We start from the raw sequence: 18685 nt of genomic DNA on the forward strand, positions 1-18685 counted from the left end.
ATGACGACAGGAAGGATAACTGTGGAGCTTAGTCGGTGACTTGATTAGAATGGGGCGACTCACTAAAAGGATATGTGCGCGTGTCAGAATCTGTTTTTCAGCTTGAATCGCAATTCGCCCCCGCAGGCGACCAACCTACAGCGATTGCCAAATTAGTCGATGGACTCGAAGCGGGTCTGGCCTGCCAAACCTTACTCGGGGTGACGGGCTCAGGTAAAACCTTCACGATTGCCAATGTGATCCAAAAGTTAGGTCGGCCCACGATTATCATGGCGCCTAATAAAACCTTGGCGGCGCAGCTTTATGGCGAGATGAAAGAGTTCTTTCCCCATAATGCGGTCGAGTATTTCGTTTCTTACTACGATTACTACCAGCCCGAAGCCTATGTACCTGCGTCAAATACCTTTATCGAAAAGGACGCTTCGGTTAATGCTCACATTGAGCAGATGCGTTTATCCGCCACTAAGGCGCTGTTAGAGCGTAAAGATGTGGTGCTGATTGCTTCGGTGTCAGCCATTTATGGCTTGGGCGATCCCGATTCCTATTTAAAAATGTTGCTGCATCTACGCCAAGGCGATGTGATGGGGCAGCGTGACATCTTAATTCGTCTCAGTGAATTGCAGTACAAGCGCAATGATATTGAGCTACAACGTGGTACTTATCGTGTGCGCGGTGAAGTGATTGATATTTTCCCCGCCGATTCTGAGCGTAATGCTATTAGAGTCGAGTTGTTCGACGATGAGATTGAACGTTTAAGTGAGTTTGACCCGTTAACGGGCCATATTATTAAACGTATCGCCCGTACGACGGTTTACCCTAAAACACACTATGTCACGCCGCGGGAAAAAATCATCGCCGCCACTGAGTTTATTAAAGAAGAACTACGCGAGCGTAAGCAATATCTACTCGATAACAACAAGTTAATTGAAGCCCAGCGTATCCATGAGCGGGTGCAATACGATGTGGAAATGATGGTGGAGTTGGGTTATTGCTCTGGCATCGAAAACTACTCGCGCTATTTGTCTGGCCGCGCACCGGGGGAAGGGCCACCAACCTTGCTCGACTATTTGCCTGCCGACGGCTTATTAATTATCGATGAATCCCATGTGACTGTGCCGCAAATCGGCGCTATGTACAAAGGTGACCGTTCCCGTAAAACCACACTTGTCGAATACGGTTTCCGCTTACCGTCCGCCTTGGATAACCGGCCGCTCAAGTTTGAAGAGTTTGAGCAATTGATGCCGCAAACTATCTATGTGTCGGCAACACCGAGTGCCTACGAGCTGGAAAAGAGCGAAGGCGAGATTGCTGAGCAGGTTGTGCGGCCAACGGGATTACTCGATCCTGAATTAGAAGTGCGCCCTGTTGGGACCCAAGTGGACGATTTATTGTCTGAAATCGCCAAGCGAGTGGCCGTCAATGAGCGGGTGCTAGTGACGACGCTGACTAAGCGTATGTCGGAGGATTTGACTGAATACCTCGACGAACATGGCGTAAAAGTGCGTTATCTACATTCGGACATTGACACTGTCGAACGGGTTGAGATCATCCGCGATCTGCGTTTAGGTAAGTTTGATGTGCTGGTTGGGATCAACTTATTGCGCGAAGGCTTAGATATGCCTGAAGTGTCATTGGTGTGTATTTTAGATGCCGATAAAGAGGGCTTCTTGCGCTCTGAACGCTCGCTCATCCAAACAATTGGCCGCGCGGCGCGTAACGTCAATGGTAAAGTGATTCTCTATGCCGATCGCATCACCAATTCGATGGAGAAAGCGATAGGTGAAACTGACCGACGTCGTGAACGTCAGCGGGCGCACAACTTAAAACACGGTATCACGCCTAAGGGCGTCGTTAAACGGATCACTGATGTGATGGATGTGGACGATGGCCGCGACAGTAAAGCTGTGTATGGCAAAGTGGCTGAGCCTAAGTCCCATTACCATAAAGCCGATGCGGCAGAGTTGAGCCATCAAATCGATCAGCTTGAGAAGAAGATGCATGAACATGCGCGCAACTTAGAGTTTGAACAAGCGGCGGCAATGCGTGATGAAGTCAAGCACCTGCGGGACCTGTTAATCAAAGCCTAGATTTATTCTTGCGCTCTGCATTAAAAAAAGCCGTCCAGCAATCATGCTGCGACGGCTTTTTAATATCTTGACTTGGATTAAGCAGGGACTTTTGATGGGCTCATTTTTAGCTTGATAAACACCGCTAAAGCGCAAATCAACCCGCAGATTAAGCCGACCAAATGCGCCTCGGTTGCTACGCGCGCACCTATCATGGCGGTGACATCACTGCTGGCACCATAAAGCTGTTCGTAACCGACTTTGATGATAACGCCAACGAGCAGCAGATAGCCTGAGCGCAGCTTACGGACAATATCCTGCACTGCGCCGTAGGCGAACAAGCCATGCAACATACCACTTAAGCCGACATAACCAAGCAATTGCGGATAGCCTAAATACAAGCCTATACCTTCAAGTAAACATAACACGAAAAATAGTGCACTTAAGCCTTTGAGATGATAATGAAAATGGTGCAAAAATAGCACCACCCACAGCCCTGCAAGATTCATCAATAGATGCCATTGATTCGTGTGCAGTAAATTTCCTGTGATTAATCGCCACCATTCACCCTCACTAATTGCACTGCGGCGATAGGCGAGTAAGTTATCGACATCGGGGCTTGCTAAGCCTGCGGCATACAAACCCGCACAGATCAGACTCACCATCAGCGCGACCCAATAGGGACTGCGTGTCATGCTTTAGGCTCGCTGGCGTCAAGCTCAGCCATGACCGCTGCTTTATTCTGTAGATAGTCATCTAATCCACGTTTGCGAAGATGACAGGCAGGGCAATCACCACAGCCATCGCCAATCACGCCGTTATAACAGGTGAGAGTATGGTGGCGAACCAGATCAAGTTGCCGATATTTATCCGCCAGTGCCCAGGTTTGTGCCTTATTGAGCCACATTAAAGGCGTGATGATTTTTAGTTGCTTATCCATGCCTTGAACTAAGGCGGATTCCATCGCTTTGACAAAATCGTTACGACAATCAGGGTAGCCTGAAAAATCGGTTTCACACACGCCTGTGATAATCGCCTGCGCCCCTAATTGATAGGCATAAATACCTGCAAGCGTTAAAAATAAAATATTACGGCCGGGCACGAAGGTATTGGGTAAGCCATTTTCCATCAACTCGTGTGAAACGGGTATCGCATCACGGGTGAGGGCTGAAATAGCTAACTCATTGAGTAAGGTGACATCCATGACTTTATGACTGGTGATCTTCAAGCGTTTTGCTAAGGATTTGGCAACTTCAATTTCTTCGCGGTGGCGTTGACCGTAGTCAAAAGTGATCCCATGTACTTCATCGTACTGGGTTAGGGCTTGAATAAGGCAAGTTGTTGAGTCTTGTCCGCCACTGAATACCACCACTGCTTTGGACACCACTGTTTTTGACACTAAGCTCGTTGACATAAAGGATTTCACTTCACCGTAGAACAGGTATAAATAGGGCGTTAGTGTAACTCAGGCCATAGGGCTTGCAAACTCTGACTATAGGGCCGAAATAGGCTTTCTCGGCGCAAAGACTTGCAGCTCAAGCTAAAATCCACTATAAATGCCGCCCCAGAAAAGTGGAACGTCAGTATGAATTACCCTGTCAACGAAGTATTTGAAACCATTCAAGGTGAAGGTGTCTTTACCGGAGTGCCCGCCATATTTGTCCGCCTACAAGGTTGTCCCGTGGGATGTGCTTGGTGCGATACGAAACAGACATGGGATGTGCTTGAAGCCAATAAGGTGTCGCCAGAGCAAGTGATTACCGTGGACGGCACCATTGGTCGCTGGGCTGATCATACGGCGCAAAGTCTTATTGCTGCTTTTCACGCTAAAGGCTTTACTGCGCGGCATATCGTGATCACCGGCGGTGAGCCTTGTATGTACGATTTACGCGAATTAACCGAGACCTTGCACAGTCAAGGCTTTGCGACTCAAATCGAAACCAGTGGCACCTTTGAAATCAACTGTGCCGATGACACTTGGGTGACAGTATCACCCAAGGTGAACATGAAAGGGGGCTATCAGGTATTAGCACAGGCGCTGAACCGCGCCAATGAGATTAAGCATCCTATCGCTACTGAAAATCACATCGATGAACTTGATGAGTTACTGCATGACATCGATATTTCAGCGAAAACGATTTGCCTGCAGCCGATTAGTCAAAAGCCTAGAGCGACAGAACTGGCGATGAAAGTGTGTATCGCCCGTAATTGGCGCTTATCGATCCAGACTCATAAGTATTTGAATATTGATTAATGCTAATCTGCAAAGCATAAAAAACGCCTCACAGTTGTGGGGCGTTTTTTATGGTGGATGTTTTGTGGATTCTAAACCTAACGACTTAATACAGTTGCTTAATCAAGCTCACTTAACTGGCCGAAATGATTAAATGCTACAAGTTGGCGCTGATAGGGCGCAATATCGCCGATGTTAGCTGTAATCCAATCTGTATCGTAATAAGTATCAAGGTAACGCTCACCCGAGTCACAAATGAGGGTCACTATTGAGCCTTGCTCTCCACGCGCTTGCATTTGTACTGCAAGTTGCAATGCGCCGTACAGGTTGGTTCCTGTGGATGCGCCGGTTTTACGGCCAATCAATTGTTCTAACCAATGAATCGTCGCCACTGATGCGGCGTCGGGAATTTGCAGCATAGTATCGACAACTCCAGGAATAAACGATGGCTCGACTCTCGGTCGACCTATGCCTTCAATCTTACTGCCATTGCAACAGGTTAAGCTGGCATCGCCGCTCTGATAGAAATCAAAAAAAACGGAGTTTTGCGGGTCGACCACGCAAAGTTGTGTTGCCAACCTCTGATAGCGAATGTAGCGGCCTATGGTCGCCGATGTGCCGCCAGTGCCTGGGCTCATCACTATCCACCGCGGGATAGTGTGTGGCTCGCGCTCCATCTGATTGAAAATCGAGTTAGCGATATTGTTATTACCGCGCCAGTCGGTTGCACGCTCGGCGTAGGTGAATTGATCCATATAATGGCCGCCAAGCTCTGCGGCAAGGCGCGCCGATTCGGCGTAAATCTCACTGGAATGATCGACAAAATGACATTGACCGCCATAGAAAGTGATCTGCTCAATCTTCTTTTTAGCTGTGCTTTTGGGCATTACGGCAATAAAAGGTAAACCGAGTAAGCGGGCAAAGTAGGCTTCAGAAATCGCCGTACTGCCCGATGAGGATTCGATAATTGGCGTGCCTTGCTTAATCCAGCCGTTACACAGGGCATAGAGGAAGAGTGAGCGGGCGAGGCGATGCTTCAAACTCCCTGTCGGGTGGGTACTTTCATCTTTAAGATAAATATCTATGCCATCGAGCATAGGTAATTCAAGCTTAATCAAGTGGGTATCGGCGCTGCGCTGAAAATCCGCTTCAATCTTGCCTATCGCGTGGGCTTCCCATGTTGGGCAGAGTCTGTGAGCGCTGTGAGAATCCACTGGTGGTTGAATCGTGTTAGAAATCATAGTAGTCACATCGAAAGGGATCATTTTCAGAGCATATCACAGGGACGGGCAAAGCGGTTTTATTGGATGAGCTTGAAGTCATTCGCTTAAAGTCGAGCACGACGTAATTGAAATCAAAAAATGTCGTTAACCAAGAGGTTTACTTAACATAGAAATACTAAGAATTTAATCAGATTTAAGCTGGAACAGTCAGATTAAGTTGGAACAGACTAAGCGGAAGTGGAACAAGAAGGATATGCGAGAGTGAAAGAAATGGTGGAGGGAGAAGGATTCGAACCTTCGAAGGCTGAGCCGTCAGATTTACAGTCTGATCCCTTTGGCCACTCGGGAACCCCTCCACAAACTTTCTTTTTAGCTTTACAACTAACTTTTAAAATTGTCTTTCAAAACATCATCAATAACGGACTTGTTTATCAAGACAAAACTAAACATTGGCCATGTTTAGCTTTTGAAAAATGATTATCTGCGTTAGAGATAAAGATGGTGGAGGGAGAAGGATTCGAACCTTCGAAGGCTGAGCCGTCAGATTTACAGTCTGATCCCTTTGGCCACTCGGGAACCCCTCCACGAATACCTTTAACGCTTTTGTAAAACTCTACATCATTTTCGAACAACACGATAAAACTTGCAGTGCAAATGGTGGAGGGAGAAGGATTCGAACCTTCGAAGGCTGAGCCGTCAGATTTACAGTCTGATCCCTTTGGCCACTCGGGAACCCCTCCTCAATTGCGGCCGCCATAGTAGTCAGAAACCTTTTCCATGTAAATACCCAATTTAAAAATATTACTAAAGTTATGTATCAAATGGTCGATTAACTAACAACGAATTGTTTTGACGATGTTTTTTTATGCAAATTGATGTTCCTTTAGTCAACGAAGCCCAAATTGGCACCCGCTTAAACGCGGCGATAGAAAACGACAGACGGGGCGAATTCGCCCTGTTGCTGTCGTTACTGTCGGTTGACGCTCGGGACATGGCGCAATTCCAATGGCAAAATGAACTTGATATGGCGCAAAAATTACAACGTCAGTTCGAATTGCCACCGCAGCAAAGTTTAATGGCGGATTTATCGTCTGCTGAACCAGTGGTTGATAACAGCAGTATTTTTATGGCTCAAGGTCCACGTGCGTTTCAATTACAACAAGCATTGCGACCGGAAGCCTTAGTCATCCGTGGCGGCGAGTCAGTCGCAATGGCAGAAGCGTTAAGTAACTGTGACCATGTCACTCAGCTGAGGCAAAGGGGCCAACTAACCGCGCCCAAAGTCGAGATCATGCACTTTGCTGATCAATTGGCAATCCAACGTAATCTTGTGTCTTTGCTCGCTTCAGCCTAAGGCCGTCTTCCCGCAAGTGGTCTTCAATACCCATCAAGTCAATCTGATCCATTTCGATAAATAAGCGTGAGCTAAAGCCAGTTATCTTGAAGCTTAATTACCTATAATTCGTATTAACCTATCGAGTTAAAATTTACCGCGTTAAAAATTTAACGAGCATATTTTAGTGATGCCGTTAATCAGTCGCTCTATACATTAAGGAATACAGATGAAAGGCATAATAGAAGCACAGAGCCCGACAGTGAATGACACTTGCACCGATTGCGGCAGCTTTGTCGATATCGGCGCCGTTATTGATGAACACGATACGTTATTGACGTTAAATTTTGTTGGCGATAGCGCTCAAGCGGATGCCGAAAGCATGGCAACACGCGCTCAAACTCGATTTGCTGAAGTGCAAACTGAATTTGTGACTAAGACTGAAGGCGTCGACTTACTGCTGACCTTCAATGTCAGCGCGGAAAAAATGATTTTTCAATTGGAAAACGGCCTGTAATTTTTAAAGCAGCACTTTAGTTTTTAGTCGGTTATGGATATCCGGAAATCGCGCTAATTGCCTAAAAATGCTGCTATTGTTAACCAAATTGTAATAAATTGTGCCACATGTTGCTGTGCTTACAACAGTTAGTGTAATCTGCCTCCAAATAAGAATAATTCAATCAGCTTAATTCTAAATTTCAAGGTAAGTTTGCTAACAGCAAAGACCTTTAGCCCAACACGAAGTTTTGTAGGGAACCAGCGTGAAGCGACGTCAGCATCAGCATTTATTGGAGTCTTTGGTACAGTCAACTGCAAAACAGCAGGGCGATTTCACAAAGACGGCAGAGTTAACCACAGAGTTGTTGTGCCAGAATTTAGCGGTTTCTTTGGTATCAGTGTGGACTTTTTCATCTGATCAACAAACCCAATCACTCGTCGCACAATTTGGTTCTATGATGTTGCAAGACATTCATAGACCTAAGTTATTACAAGATTGCCCCCGGTATGTACACGAGCTCAAAACTCTGCGCCATATCGATGCAGGCAATGCCCTCACCGATCCACGTTTAAGTGAATTGGCTGAGTGCTATTTTATCCCGAGGCAAATCAACTCGAGTCTTGACATCGCTATTCGTATCAATGGCCATCTCGAAGGTGTGCTCTGCATCGAACGGGCACAATTGACTCCCCACTGGCATGACAGTGAAATTCACCTCGCGTGCCAGATGGCTGACCAATTAGCCCTGACCTTAGCGACAAAACACAGCTACGATAAAGAAGAAAGCTTGAGTTTATTTCGCTGTGCCACTGAACAATCGCGACAAATCAGTATGTTAATTAATCTGCATACTGAAAAAGTCGAGTATGTGAATCAGGCGCACAGTGAAATCACCGGCATGCCTCGTGAGCAGATTATCGGCGCGAATATCCGTGAGTTGGCTTTTTTCAAGCAGCATGCCCAATTAGCCGAGCAAACTCTAGCGCAAATCTTTAGGGGCGAAATTGCCAAAGGCGAAGTGCAGTTTAGTCGTGCCGATGGCAGTCGTTATTGGCTGACATACGTGCTGAGTCAGTTCATTACCGATCGCGGCAATCATTATGCCTTGGTCTCGTGTGAAGAAAATACCGACGAGCATAACTATAAGTCAGAGCTTGAACGGCTTGCTTGGCGTTGTGGATTAACGGGACTACATAACCGTACTCATTTTAATCGAGTCCTTGAACGTACCACGAAGGGACTGTTGTTATTAGTTGATTTAGTGGGATTTAAGCGTTTTAACGATACCTATGGTCATGAAAATGGCGATAGTTTGTTGATAGAAATTGCCCGCCGTTTGAAACATTTTTCTGAGATTAATAAGGCCACCGAAATTGCCCGCGTCGGCAGCGATGAATTTGCCGTGCTATTGACCGATGATAATGCGGTTTACGATCTCGATTATTTTAGTACGCGCCTGTATCAACATCTTGCTATGCCTATTTTAATCGGCCGTGAGCAAGTCGAACCAAAGCCTGCTTTAGCTGTGGTTGATATTGCCTCTGTGGCGAGTTTGTTTGCCCCATTAACCTGTGCCGATATTGCAGTGCAGTATGCTAAAAAGAAAAAAGGCACTGCAATCCAAGTATTTAACAGCACGTTATTGAGTGCATTTAAAGAGGATGCGCAGATAGAACGTGATTTACACAGTGCGATCCGTGGTCGTCAGTTTGAGCTTTATTATCAGCCTCTGAGGGATCTTGAGCAGAATACCTATATTGGCGCCGAAGCCTTAATCCGTTGGCACCACCCTAAAAGAGGCGTGTTATTTCCAGCTTCCTTTATTGATATTGCTGAGCAGTCGGGGATGATTAATTCTATCGGCAGCTGGGTTTTAGAGGCCGCATGTCGACAGTTAAACCTATGGCAGCATCATAATGCCGATATGACAATGCATGTGAATGTGTCGGCCCGCCAGTTCTTCAGTGGTAATTTATTCGAGCAAGTGTGGCAGTTGTTGACACGTTATCGCTTGAAACCTAAGACGTTAATCTTAGAGATCACAGAGACTGAATTGATGGGTGATATTCGCCACGCGACCTTGTTATGCCAAGAATTAGCGGAATTAGGCGTAGGGCTCGCGATTGACGATTTTGGGACGGGTTACTGCTCTATGCGTTATTTGAAGCAGTTTCCGATCAGTAAACTTAAGATTGATCGTTCGTTTATTTCAGATCTTACCGTCAGCCGCGAAAGTCGCGAAATTGTGTCAGCCATTATCGCCATGGCGAATGCATTAAATATATCTCTGACGGCAGAAGGGGTTGAAACCCTTGAGCAAGAAGCATTTTTAGCGAAAAGTTTTTGTCATCAGGCACAGGGTTATCTCTATAGTCCTGCATTACGGGAGCCTGAGTTTGCACAATTTATCTTGTCGGCTAAAAGCGCTTCGGTCATAACTCACTAAAGTTACACATAACCCACTAAGTCACAATTATTTCAAATGTGCTGCTCACGATAAAATAAAGGCAACCTAGGTTTGTAATCTAGGTTGCCTTTATTATTCATCTCTGTGCTTGTTCAATTAGCACTATAAACCTTCATCGTAATTTTCCAGTGCAGTTCAGCACTGTATACCTATCGAGATTTTAAGCAGCATTGTTTGAATTTTTTGCCACTATGGCAAATACAGAGATCATTTCTACCGGGTAATTTAGCCGTCATTTGCTGGCCTTGGCTGTAATACCAGCGACTTGCTTGGTAGATGAATTCTGATCGCTCATAGATAGCATCAATTTCACCATCGAGCTTATACCAAGCTTTAAAAGTAACAGTGCCATGTCGTTGTTCAACTATCGCCGCTTGAGCATTGTGGCTTGGTGTTTCAGTACTGCTCTGTACATCTAATCCTAACCAATGTGGATGAGGATCAGCATTGAGGCTCGTGAGAGTAAGGCCATTTAGATAGTCTGGATGATGTGTTTTTAAAATGTAATCAAAATTTTTCAATACAAATGCGCAGTAGCGTGAGCGCATAAGCTGTTCAGGTGTACGGGCAATCACTTGCCCAGAGTCTACATGCGTATGCAGTGGACCACAGCAATCTTGATAGCTTATCCCACTGCCACAGGGGCAGGCTTGCTTAGTTGTAGTCATGTTTTCTAAGTCTTTAATTTAATTGTATTTGTTTAAATTTGTTCGATTTCTATCTAAATGCGTTAGATGTTAGACAATCCATTTAAACGTAATAAGCATTAACATTAGGGTAATTTTTTACCCGCAGGTAAAGGCGGAAATTGGCGACCATAATACAAGTTAGGCACTGGTTTCGCATTCAGATAATAGCTAGGTTCTGCGCGGTTATTGGTATCTAAGCTCACTTTCCATTGGGTGGATGAGACTTTTTCTGTACCAATAGCAAATTTGCCAGCAAATTCACTCACAGGTTCGCCAGTTTCTTGTGCCGGGTAAAATCGAACCAAATAATAGCCTGTATCTATGGCACCATTACCGATAATTTTGCGTTTAGTAATGCGGAAATCCACGTCAATAGTGGCTTTTTTGGCGCGGATTTTATCGAAAAACTTCTTGTAAATGGCGACAATATTGTCTCGTCCATAGTAAATTTCTTTACTTTGACTCTCAGATAAGTAGCTAGCGTCATCAGCGTAAATCTCACGGGTCACCTCAGGGGACAATTGATTAAAAGCGCTAATAAACAAAGGGTAATTAGCGTTGATCAATTGATCATCAGTGGATTTTGTATGAGTTTTAGCTGGATTGGCTAAGCTTGGCAGTGACAATAAGCACATCAGGACTAGCGGCAAAAATTTCATTACTTTATTCTAATCTGGCAATCATGGCGTCACTATAATGGAGGCGCCCGCTGAACTAAAGCCTTGAATGTTTACAAAGTGTGTTTCTGTACAAGAGTGTGAAGTAAAGGAGCTTGCCATGCTGGATGATGAATCAGCACTGTTTTTTGAGGAAATGGCTGGAGTCGTGCCACTAAAAGGCGATATGCCAGTGGTAAATTTAGCACCGAAAGCGTTGACGACTGAGCAAATACACAGACGCGATGCTTTACAACGGGAAGCCTTCCTAGCGTGTATGCCACTGGATTTAAAAGCGTTTCCACAGCAAGCGCCAGATGACATTGTGAGCTTTAAACGTGAAGGGGTACAAGGCGGCGTTTTTAAACGACTCCGAATGGGGCAATACAGCATCAAGATGGAGCTTGATGTGCATGCTTATCGGTTAAACCAAGCTCGTGATGCCGTCCTTAACTATTTACTGGCAGCGCAGGCACATGGTGAACGCTGTGTCATGTTGATCCACGGTAAAGGCTATCAGAGTCAACCCTTTGCGGGATTGCTCAAATCCGCTGTGTGCTATTGGTTATCACAACTCGATATGGTGCTTGCCTATCATTCGGCGAAAACCGAGCAGGGCGGTGCTGGGGCACTTTATGTGATGTTAACTAAGTCAGAACAGCTCAAGCTTGAAAACCGTGAAGCTAATCGTAAAGGCATGGGATGGCGTTGATTAAACAGATAAGTATTGAATAAAAATGCCCAATTTTATTGGGCATTTTGTTTTATGTTATTGGGTGATGATTTAATGAAGCCTTACCAACCACACTGGCGGTTTGCGGTGGTATTTTGCTCATCTAACCATGTTTTAAGTGGGGCGAAGTAATCGAGCACCGCTTTTGCATCCATGGCTTCTTTGCCGGTGACTTCTTTCAATGCTTCTGGCCAAGGTTTACTTAAGCCTAACTCGAGCATCTTATTGAGTTTCTCTCCCGCGGCTTGATTACCATAAATACTGCATCTGTGTACCGGACCTTTATCGCCTGCAGTTTCACACAGCGCTTGATGGAATTGGAATTGCAAAATATGCGCTAGGAAGTAACGGGTGTAGGGTACATTGCCTGGTACATGGTATTTAGCACCCGGATCAAAATCTGCTTCACTACGTTCAGTCGGTGCTTTGACGCCTTGGTATTTTTCCCTCAGATCCCACCAAGCTTGGTTATATTGGGCGGGCGTGATTTCGCCGCTAAACACTTTCCAGCGCCACTGATCTATCATCAGGCCAAAGGGCAAGAAAGCAATTTTGTCTAAGGCTTGTTTTAGTAAGAGGCCGATATCCTTAGATGCATCAGGTACTTCTTCTAATAAGCCGATTTGCTTTAAATAGCTTGGCGTAATCGACAGTGCAATCGTGTCACCAATGGCTTCATGGAAACCATCGTTGGCGCTGTTTTTAAATAGGAAGGGTTGTTGCTTATAAGCGCGTTGATAGAAGTTATGCCCAAGTTCGTGGTGGATAACGCTAAAATCTTCGGCAGTTTTTTGGATACACATTTTAATGCGGATATCGTCGAGATTATCGAGATCCCACGCCGAAGCGTGACAAACCACATCACGGTCCTTTGGTTGTACGAATAGAGAACGCGCCCAAAAACTTTCTGGCAATGGTGCGAACCCTAATGATGTGAAGAAGCCTTCGGCTTGTTTCACCATTTTATGCTCGTCATAGCCTTTCTTTGCCAGTAACTCAGTGACATCGTAACCCGGATCGGCATTGTCAGGGGCGACGAGATCATACACATTGCCCCATTGCTGGGCCCACATGTTGCCAAGTAAGTGTGCAGGGATGGGGCCAGTGGTCGGTGCGACGGTATCGCCGTACTCTTTATTCAATTCTCCCCGCACGTAGCAGTGCAAGGACTCATAAAGTGGCTTAACTTGGCCCCAAAGACGGTCGAGTTCCTGTGAAAAGTCATCGGGCTTCATATCGTATTGACTGCGCCATAGTTCAGACAGGTTGGCATAACCGAGATCCTTTGCGCCTTCATTGGCCAGTTCAACTTCGCGTTGAAACAAGGGGCGCATGGGTTTAGCTATTTCACGCCAGCCTTTCCACGCTTCCAGTAATTTTACGGGATCACGTGATTCGGCCATTAAGCTCGATAGCTCAGGCTGAGTCATACACTTGCCGTCGGCAAAACAGTATTTTCCTTTGCCGTACAAGCCATTTAATTCTGAACTAATTTGCGCCAGCTCGGTATTCTTCGCAGGATCGAGCGGCGCGGGTAACACTAATGCACTGCGCAGTATATTGAGCTTGCGGGCATTTACGGGATCGAGTTGCACATTGGCATACTTAGCCGCCTCAGTTGCAAATTTTACCGACGCGGCACTGACCTTTTCGCCGACTGCGGCAGACAGGGCCGCGGTATCATCAGTAATAAAGTTGCTGTAAATCCACTCGGCGCGATTAGATTCAATCGATAATTCGGCCATCTTGGCTTCAGCATCATTAATAAAAGCAATGGCTTGTGCTTTATCTGGGGCGGTATTGATGACAGCTGCTTCTGTAGTAGCTGTCTTGTCTGTTTTACTTTGAGCATCATTACAGGCCGTTAATCCCAGCGCGAGTGCCACTGTGAGGGCGATTTTACTGCGACGATTCAATGAAATAACCATGTCTAGTTGTCCTTGTTGTTTTTGTGTTACACAGTTTACCTAAACCGCAGGGTTATTGCACAAGGGTTAATAGACTTGTTTTTAACACTTATTCGGACATGTACGACATACCGTTTGTATCACAGACTAGAAAGCGGTGAATTTGTCCAATTTTAGTTTGACATCCGTGGTGCCAATGTTTAATTTAAACGAGTGTTTTAAATTAATTCAAGGTCACGGAATGGCAAGTCGATCCGATACAAAAACTAGAATACTTGATGCCGCAGAAAAACTGTTCGCCGAACGGGGCTTTTCTGAGACTTCCTTGCGACTCATTACCAGCAAAGCTGAGGTGAATTTAGCATCGGTCAATTATCACTTTGGTTCTAAAAAAGAGCTGATCCGTGCAGTGTTAGCCCGCTATTTAGACGTATTTATGCCTGCTGCTTCAAGCCAAATTCACCGTTTAAATGCCGCTCCAGCACAAGCTACACTCGAAGAGATCCTGTCTTCTTTGGTCGATCCTTTATTGGATTTAAACGCGCTACGTACCGAAGGTACCACGATCTTCCTGCAGCTTTTAGGCCGTGGCTATATCGAAAGCCAAGGGCATTTACGTTGGTTTATTACTACCCATTACGGCCAGCATCTCGATGCTTTTGTTAAAGCCGTTTCGGCCAGTGCACCACATATTCCACCCGCTGAAATGTTTTGGCGCTTACACTTTACCTTAGGCACTATCGTGTTCACTATGGCGTCCGCTGATGCCCTAAATGACATTGCTGCTGCTGAGTTTGGTGAGCATAACGACATCGAAGCCGTGATCCGTAAAGTGATCCCCTACATGGCGGCTGGCGTATCAGTCCCCGTTTCTTCTTAATTAAAAGGTCTTGATAATGTTGACGATTATAATTCTTGCCCTGATAGCCATTGTCGTGTTGTTTACAGTGAAAAATATCCGGATGCAGTTTATTACCCGCCCAGTTTTTAGTTTTTTCAAGAAGGTCTTGCCGCCACTTTCCGATACCGAGCGTGAAGCGATGGAAGCGGGTGATGTATGGTGGGAAGGGGAGTTATTTCGCGGAAATCCTAACTGGAATACCTTGCATAGCTATGGCAAACCCACGCTAACTGCAGAAGAAAAAGACTTTATTGATAATCAAGTAATGACAGCACTGACGATGATCGATGATTTCGACATAGTGCATAACCGCAAGGATTTACCGCCAGAGCTGTGGGAATACTTTAAGAAAGAAGGTTTCTTCGCACTGATCATTCCGAAGAAATTTGGTGGTAAAGCTTTCTCTGCCTATGCAAACTCGACCATTGTCAGCAAATTAGCCAGCCGTAGCGTAAGCGCTGCTGTGACTGTGATGGTGCCTAACTCTTTAGGCCCTGGTGAGTTGCTAACCCACTATGGTACTAGCGAGCAGAAAGAACGTTGGTTACCTGCTTTAGCTAAAGGCGATGAAATTCCTTGTTTTGCATTAACTGGTCCAGAAGCGGGCAGTGATGCCGGTGCTATCCCCGATGTCGGTATTGTGTGTCGTGATACTTTCAACGGCGAAGAAATGCTTGGGCTTAAACTTACATGGGATAAGCGTTATATCACGTTGGCGCCTGTAGCAACAGTTCTGGGTTTAGCGTTCCAAATGCGCGATCCTGAAGGTCTGCTTGGTGATAAGAAAAACTTAGGCATTACCTGTGCGCTGATCCCAACGGATCATCCTGGTGTGGTGATTGGTCGTCGTCATAATCCGCTGGGAATGGCGTTTATGAACGGTACTACTCAAGGTAAAGAAGTGTTTATTCCGCTCGATTGGATTATCGGTGGCCCTGAGTTTGCCGGTAAAGGCTGGCGTATGCTGGTTGAGTGTTTGTCTGCGGGCCGCGGTATTTCATTGCCAGCATTGGCAACGGCTTCTGGTCACATGGCGACGAAGACGACAACGGCTTACAGCTATGTGCGTCACCAGTTTGGAATGGCAATTGGTCAGTTTGAAGGGGTGCAAGAAGCGCTGGCGCGTATTATTGCCAACACTTATCAGTTAGAAGCCGCACGCCGTTTAACAACCACGGGTATCGATCTTAAAGTCAAACCTTCGGTCGTGACCGCGATAGCTAAGTACCACATGACTGAATTAGGCCGTTCTGTGATGAACGATGCCATGGATATTCAATCGGGTAAGGGCATTCAATTAGGACCTAAAAACTATTTAGGCCACCCTTATATGTCGAATCCAATTTCGATCACTGTGGAAGGCGCGAATATTCTAACCCGCTCATTGATGATTTTTGGTCAAGGTGCGACTCGCTGCCATCCTTACGTACTTGCCGAAATGGAAGCCGCAGCGATGGAAAACCAACATGAAGCCTTAGAGCGTTTTGATGCGCTATTAATGGGTCACATGGGTTATGCCACGCGTAATGCTTTCAGTGCGTTGTTTAGCGCGTTAAGCGGTAGCCGTTTTGGCAGTGCGCCAGTGAGCGGTGAAACTAAGCAGTACTATAAAGATATGTCGCGTATTTCGTCTGCATTAGCCTTAATGACAGATTTATCAATGCTGATCATGGGCGGCGATTTAAAACGTAAAGAAATGCTGTCGGCACGTATGGGTGATGTGCTCAGCCAGTTGTATTTAGGCTCAGCGACCTTGAAGTTATTTGAAGATAATGGCCGTCAACAGGACGATTTGCCTGCGGTACGTTATGTAATGGCCAATCGTTTGCACTTGGCGGCTAAAGCGTTGGAAGACACGATTCGTAACTTCCCGAGCCGTCCTGTGGCCTGGTTACTGCGCGGCTTAATTTTTCCACTGGGTAATCACTTCACTGCACCGAGCGACAAAATGGCGACCGATTTAGTTAGCGGTATGTTGAAGCCTGGCCCTGCTCGTGAACGTATTACTTTCTTATGTCCTGAATTTGAAGGGGATAAGGGTGGTATTGCTGAAGTTGAGCAAGCATTTATCGCGCAATATGCCTGTAAAGATATCTATAAAAAACTGAAGAAAGCGCAGCGTGCCGGTGAGTTGCCAGCAAAAGTGCCGAATCTAGTCTTGTTTGCAAAAGCACTCGAGACTGGCGTTATCACTGCCGACGAAGAACAAAAGTTACAGCATGCTGATAAGCTGCGCTTAGCGGCAATTAATGTGAATGATTTCGAAGCGTTATAGTGATTGCTAGTGTTTGATGTTAGCGTTTAATGTTAGTGCAGTTTGGTCTAAGCGGTATTAAGTTCGATGGCTACGCCGCTTTGGCCGCTTGGATTTTCCTCAGTAATGAGAGTATAGCAAATTTTAATCAACAGAAATAAGCGCTTACAGAAAACAGTCAATATAAAAAAAACCACCTTCATGAGGTGGTTTTTTATTGGCTGTTTTCTAACGAGCTTGAGTTGTTAGAGGAAGCTTAAGCAACTTAAGCTACGATCAACACTTTACAGGTGTTAGTGCCGCCAATCGTTTCCATTGCATCGCCTTTGGTCATCAGCACCATATCACCGCTATTCAAATAACCAGCCGCTGTTAATGCTTCTAACGCTTTTTGCGCTAGCTCATCGGCTGGGTGGATAGTTGAATCGAAGTAAATTGGCAACACGCCGCGGTACAAGGCCATTTTGGCTAAGGTTGTTGCGTGACGTGATAAACCCAGGATTGGCAGTGAAGAACTGATACGAGACATCAACTGTGGTGTTGCACCCGATTCAGTCAGAGCGATAATCGCCTTAACGCCTTCTAGGTGGTTAGCCGCATACATAGTTGATAGCGCAATGGTTTCTTCAACTGAAGTGAAACGCACATCTAATCTATGTTTAGACACAATCACACTTGGGTGAGATTCTGCGCCAACACACACGTTTGCCATTGCCTTAACGGTTTCTTCTGGGAAGTCACCGGCAGCAGTTTCAGCAGATAACATCACAGCATCGGTACCATCAAGCACAGCGTTCGCCACGTCCATCACTTCGGCGCGGGTTGGCATTGGGCTTGAAATCATCGATTCCATCATCTGGGTGGCAGTGATGACGACTTTATTCAGTTGGCGTGAACGGGCGATTAACTTCTTCTGCACTGCAACGAGTGCAGCATCACCAATTTCAACACCTAAGTCACCACGGGCAACCATAACAACGTCAGACGCTAAGATCACATCATCCATAGCGGCATCGGTCGCAACCGCTTCAGCACGTTCAACTTTAGCAACGATCAACGCATTACAACCTGCTTGACGGGCAAGATCGCGTGCATAGTCCAAGTCAGCACCACTGCGCGGGAAAGACACGGCTAAATAATCCACTTGGATCATTGCTGCAGTGAGAATGTCAGCCTTGTCTTTTTCGGTCAGCGCAGCAGCAGAAAGTCCGCCGCCTTGTTTGTTAATACCTTTGTTGTTAGATAAAGGGCCTGCCACAGTCACTGTGGTATGCACTTTACGGCCTTCAACACGCTCAACGCGTAATTGAACACGGCCATCATCTAACATCAGGATATCACCAACAGTCACATCGTCTGGCAATTGCTTGTAATCGATACCCACTTGGGTCTCGTCGCCTTCACCTTTGGCTAACTCGGCATCAAGTACATAGGCTTGACCTAATACGAGTTGTACTTTCTTATTGTCTTTGAAAGTAGAAACGCGGATTTTAGGGCCTTGTAAGTCACCAAGAATGGCCACATGAACGCCTAACTCTTTAGCGATTTCGCGCGCTTGAGTTGCTCGTTTTAGATGATCTTCGGGGGAACCGTGGGAGAAATTAAGACGTACAACGTTTGCACCTGCCGCGATGATGCGGCGTAGGTTATCATCACGATCGGTAGCGGGACCTAGAGTGGTGACGATTTTGGTTCTGCGGAACATAAGGATACTCCGTTAAAGT

The 18685-nt window shown here is 46.0% G+C and carries 15 protein-coding genes and 3 tRNA genes; 8 read left to right on the forward strand and 10 right to left on the reverse strand.

What is annotated here, in order from left to right; genetic code table 11:
- Positions 1–80: 80 nt before the first annotated feature.
- On the forward strand, positions 81–2087 hold the full coding sequence (gene uvrB / locus L5L98_RS14430) for an excinuclease ABC subunit UvrB (protein ID WP_028760013.1): 2007 nt from the start codon (positions 81–83) through the stop codon (positions 2085–2087).
- A gap of 77 nt (positions 2088–2164) precedes the next feature.
- Here uvrB and rrtA read toward each other — a convergent pair whose 3' ends face one another.
- The gene (gene rrtA / locus L5L98_RS14435) at positions 2165–2761 is read right to left on the reverse strand and encodes a rhombosortase (protein ID WP_263141929.1); all 597 of its coding nucleotides are present in this window, start codon (positions 2759–2761) and stop codon (positions 2165–2167) included.
- The gene (gene queC / locus L5L98_RS14440) at positions 2758–3480 is read right to left on the reverse strand and encodes a 7-cyano-7-deazaguanine synthase QueC (protein WP_263141931.1); all 723 of its coding nucleotides are present in this window, start codon (positions 3478–3480) and stop codon (positions 2758–2760) included. The genes rrtA and queC overlap by 4 nt, the downstream gene beginning before the upstream one ends.
- 171 nt (positions 3481–3651) lie before the next feature.
- Between queC and queE the strand changes: the two genes are divergently transcribed.
- Positions 3652–4320, forward strand: coding sequence for a 7-carboxy-7-deazaguanine synthase QueE (gene queE, locus L5L98_RS14445; RefSeq protein WP_131524163.1), 669 nt, complete (start codon positions 3652–3654; stop codon positions 4318–4320).
- Between the two features lie 98 nt (positions 4321–4418).
- Here the strand turns inward: queE and L5L98_RS14450 are convergent, their stop codons facing one another.
- The 4 genes from L5L98_RS14450 to L5L98_RS14465 all read right to left on the reverse strand — a co-directional run bounded on the left by L5L98_RS14450 (position 4419) and on the right by L5L98_RS14465 (position 6262).
- The gene (locus L5L98_RS14450; RefSeq protein ID WP_263141934.1) at positions 4419–5564 is read right to left on the reverse strand and encodes a PLP-dependent cysteine synthase family protein; all 1146 of its coding nucleotides are present in this window, start codon (positions 5562–5564) and stop codon (positions 4419–4421) included.
- A gap of 229 nt (positions 5565–5793) precedes the next feature.
- Positions 5794–5878 (reverse strand) — tRNA-Tyr (locus tag L5L98_RS14455).
- A 143-nt stretch (positions 5879–6021) separates the two neighbouring features.
- Positions 6022–6106: transfer RNA gene (locus L5L98_RS14460), tRNA-Tyr, on the reverse strand.
- A gap of 71 nt (positions 6107–6177) precedes the next feature.
- Positions 6178–6262: transfer RNA gene (locus L5L98_RS14465), tRNA-Tyr, on the reverse strand.
- A 125-nt stretch (positions 6263–6387) separates the two neighbouring features.
- Here L5L98_RS14465 and L5L98_RS14470 point away from each other — a divergent pair.
- The 3 genes from L5L98_RS14470 (at position 6388) to L5L98_RS14480 (ending at position 9800) form a co-directional block, all read left to right on the forward strand.
- On the forward strand, positions 6388–6876 hold the full coding sequence (locus tag L5L98_RS14470) for a VC2046/SO_2500 family protein (RefSeq protein WP_263141936.1): 489 nt from the start codon (positions 6388–6390) through the stop codon (positions 6874–6876).
- 208 nt (positions 6877–7084) lie between these two features.
- The gene (locus L5L98_RS14475) at positions 7085–7372 is read left to right on the forward strand and encodes a DUF406 family protein (RefSeq protein ID WP_113939682.1); all 288 of its coding nucleotides are present in this window, start codon (positions 7085–7087) and stop codon (positions 7370–7372) included.
- A gap of 244 nt (positions 7373–7616) precedes the next feature.
- Positions 7617–9800: a putative bifunctional diguanylate cyclase/phosphodiesterase gene (locus L5L98_RS14480; protein WP_198573477.1), complete on the forward strand. Its 2184-nt coding sequence runs from the start codon at positions 7617–7619 to the stop codon at positions 9798–9800.
- Between the two features lie 170 nt (positions 9801–9970).
- On the opposite strand, the gene L5L98_RS14485 is transcribed toward L5L98_RS14480, so the two are convergent.
- Both L5L98_RS14485 and L5L98_RS14490 read right to left on the reverse strand, forming a co-directional pair.
- On the reverse strand, positions 9971–10489 hold the full coding sequence (locus L5L98_RS14485) for a YchJ family protein (protein WP_113939684.1): 519 nt from the start codon (positions 10487–10489) through the stop codon (positions 9971–9973).
- 104 nt (positions 10490–10593) lie between these two features.
- Entirely contained in the window at positions 10594–11169 is a 576-nt protein-coding gene (locus L5L98_RS14490; protein WP_028760004.1) for a DUF4440 domain-containing protein, read from the reverse strand.
- Between the two features lie 118 nt (positions 11170–11287).
- Here L5L98_RS14490 and smrA point away from each other — a divergent pair, with 118 nt between their 5' ends.
- Positions 11288–11878 (forward strand): DNA endonuclease SmrA, encoded by a 591-nt coding sequence (gene smrA, locus L5L98_RS14495; RefSeq protein WP_263141943.1) that lies wholly within the window; start codon positions 11288–11290, stop codon positions 11876–11878.
- A gap of 83 nt (positions 11879–11961) precedes the next feature.
- Here smrA and L5L98_RS14500 read toward each other — a convergent pair whose 3' ends face one another.
- On the reverse strand, positions 11962–13827 hold the full coding sequence (locus L5L98_RS14500; RefSeq protein WP_263141945.1) for a M2 family metallopeptidase: 1866 nt from the start codon (positions 13825–13827) through the stop codon (positions 11962–11964).
- Positions 13828–14047: 220 nt separating this feature from the next.
- Between L5L98_RS14500 and L5L98_RS14505 the strand changes: the two genes are divergently transcribed.
- Together L5L98_RS14505 and L5L98_RS14510 are read left to right on the forward strand one after the other, a co-directional pair.
- The gene (locus L5L98_RS14505) at positions 14048–14686 is read left to right on the forward strand and encodes a TetR/AcrR family transcriptional regulator (protein ID WP_028760001.1); all 639 of its coding nucleotides are present in this window, start codon (positions 14048–14050) and stop codon (positions 14684–14686) included.
- A 16-nt stretch (positions 14687–14702) separates the two neighbouring features.
- Entirely contained in the window at positions 14703–16982 is a 2280-nt protein-coding gene (locus tag L5L98_RS14510; RefSeq protein ID WP_263141949.1) for an acyl-CoA dehydrogenase, read from the forward strand.
- A 244-nt stretch (positions 16983–17226) separates the two neighbouring features.
- Here the strand turns inward: L5L98_RS14510 and pyk are convergent, their stop codons facing one another.
- Positions 17227–18666: a pyruvate kinase gene (gene pyk / locus L5L98_RS14515; RefSeq protein WP_105252459.1), complete on the reverse strand. Its 1440-nt coding sequence runs from the start codon at positions 18664–18666 to the stop codon at positions 17227–17229.
- Positions 18667–18685 lie beyond the last annotated feature (19 nt).

It is taken from the genome of Shewanella sp. SM23 (assembly GCF_025654295.1).
In the GTDB taxonomy this organism is placed as follows: Bacteria; Pseudomonadota; Gammaproteobacteria; order Enterobacterales; family Shewanellaceae; genus Shewanella; species Shewanella oncorhynchi.